Below are 2245 nucleotides of genomic sequence, written 5' to 3'. Positions count from 1 at the left end.
GAAGAAGTTGTGACCCACTTCGTGGATAATCACGCCGATCATTCCGTTTTTCACCGCTTCAGAATAAGTACCATCCGAATCAGGACGACCATAGTTGAAACAGATCATTGGATATTCCATCCCGTTGGCAGCTTCTACCGAGATTGCGGTAGGATATGGATAATCAAAAGTATGGCTAGAATAAGATTTGATGGTGTGAGCCACCACTCGGGTAGAATACTGACCCCAAAGAGGATTCGCTTCCTTGCCATAGTAAGACATGGCCATGACATCTTTACCACCTTGCTTCACAGCCATCGCATCCCAAATGAATTTTCTGGAAGATGTCCAAGCAAAATCTCTTACATTTTCAGCCTTAAATTTCCAGGTTTTCTTCTCCGTTGATTTTCCTTTCTCTAATTCTGTAGCTTCCTCTTGAGTTCTGATCACGACTGGAGCATCATAAGTTTGCTTGGCTCTATTCCAACGCTCCAATTCGGTAGAAGAAAGCACCTGACTTGGGTTTTGTAAAACACCTGTTGCACCGACCATATGGTCAGCAGGTACCGTGATATTCACTTCATAGTTACCGAAAACCAATGCAAACTCCCCTCTTCCTAGGAATTGTTTGTTTTGCCATCCTTCAAAATCAGAGTAAACAGCCATTCTTGGAAACCATTCAGCCATCGTGTAGAGGTAATTTCCATCGCCTTCAAAGTATTCATATCCAGGACGACCTGAGATATATCCTACTCTATTAGTAATATTGAAAGACCACTCCACTCCGAAAGTGAAAGAATCGCCAGCTTTCAGAGGTACTGGTAAATCGATTCGCATCATGGTATTATTTACCGTCACAGGAAGTGGATTGCCTTTGGCATCTTTTACTTCCAGAACTTTGTAACCAAAATCCTCATTCGCCCAGATGATTCCTTCCAGGGTGCGAAGGGTCATTCTGTTGTTGATGGAGCTCTCTGCAACCTTCGGAGAATTGGAATCAGCGCCACGTTGATTTTCTTCCAATTGAACCCATAGGTAAGTCAATTGATCTGGAGAATTATTGATATAAGTTACTTTCTCAGAACCTTTGATAGATTGGTTTTCATCGTCTAATTCGACATTGATCACATAGTTTGCCTGCTGCTGCCAGTACATATGGCCTGGAGCACCAGAAGCTGTTCTATACACATTTGGCGTGCGAAGCATTGTTCCTAGCTGCTCAAAGCGTTCCGCATGATTTTGCTCGGATCTGTTTTGAGCAAAAACACTTGTCACACTCAAAAGAGCCATGGTAGCGATTATTCCTATTTTCTTCATATTACTAAAGGTGATTTATTACCAAAATTTCATTTCTAACATTAACATAAGCGCAATTCCAAAGACAAAAGAGGAAACGATCAAAGTCCATTCTTTCCTACTCACTCCTGCGATCCCAACTAATATAGAGGTAGCTAATAAAAAGGAGGCTACGATAACCAATTGTCCCAATTCAAGACCTAGATTAAAAGCCAAGAGTGGCTGCCATATCGAATTCTCCAGCCCTAACAAGCTTCTCAAGTAATTGGAAAAACCAAGCCCGTGGATTAATCCAAAGAGTAAGGCGAAGATATAATTGATCGTTACACCTTTTCCCGATGCAGGCTTTGGCCGGAGTAAGCTGATAAATGCGGTGATGGCGATCGTGACAGGAATCAAAAACTCAATGAGTTCCGTATTGACTTTGATCACTTTAAATGTAGCCAAGGCCAAAGTAAGAGAGTGACCTATTGTAAATGCAGTGACAAGCACGAGTATTTTCCTCCAATCTCTAGGAATAAATACCGCACAAAGTGCCAATACAAATAAAATATGATCGTATCCTTGAATGTCCAAAATATGCTGAACACCCAAACGAAAGTACAATTGAAAGGAACTCATATAGGGTAGAACTACTTCGAAAGAAGTAAATTGCGGCAATAATACAGGATATTTCCCACAAAAGACAAAAGACTATTACCAAATGCAACATCTTTATATGTGCCTTATTTCTTTGGGATGGCTGGTTAGTACCCACCCTTTTTTCATCAGTCTCACCGAGATCAGGTACAATCAAACCAGCCAAAAATTAGAAATAGCAGAGAAAATATTTTGGGATGATCTGGAAGTTTCTTTAGAGAAATTTCATGGCACTTCCATCGATGTATTAAATCCTACTGATAAGAATATATTTGAGGAGCAAGTCAAAGCCTACTTACAGGAACAGAACAAAATCTGGGTAGATGGAAAA

2 protein-coding genes and 1 pseudogene are annotated in these 2245 nt (G+C 40.7%); 1 reads left to right on the top strand and 2 read right to left on the bottom strand.

Going from position 1 to position 2245, the window contains the following annotated elements:
- Together Q0L68_RS19735 and Q0L68_RS19730 are read right to left on the bottom strand one after the other, a co-directional pair.
- Positions 1-1296: pseudogene (locus tag Q0L68_RS19735) on the bottom strand (M1 family peptidase); the annotation flags it as partial.
- Positions 1297-1314: 18 nt separating this feature from the next.
- Positions 1315-1896, bottom strand: coding sequence for a HupE/UreJ family protein (locus Q0L68_RS19730; RefSeq protein WP_296705955.1), 582 nt, complete (start codon positions 1894-1896; stop codon positions 1315-1317).
- An 82-nt stretch (positions 1897-1978) separates the two neighbouring features.
- Between Q0L68_RS19730 and Q0L68_RS19725 the strand changes: the two genes are divergently transcribed.
- Positions 1979-2245, top strand: a 267-nt coding sequence (locus Q0L68_RS19725; RefSeq protein WP_366938428.1) for a DUF6702 family protein, incomplete at its 3' end; no start/stop codon positions are given.

This window comes from Algoriphagus sp. (assembly GCF_024642405.1).
In the GTDB taxonomy this organism is placed as follows: Bacteria; Bacteroidota; Bacteroidia; order Cytophagales; family Cyclobacteriaceae; genus Algoriphagus.
The sequence above is the reverse complement of the archived record's forward strand: the minus strand, read 5'-3'. Positions and strand labels throughout refer to the sequence as shown.

What these genes read in the sequence shown, in the direction of transcription:
- Q0L68_RS19730 (WP_296705955.1), bottom strand. Translation starts at nt 1,896, where the DNA reads ATGAGTTCCTTTCAATTGTACTTTCGTTTGGGTGTTCAGCATATTTTG.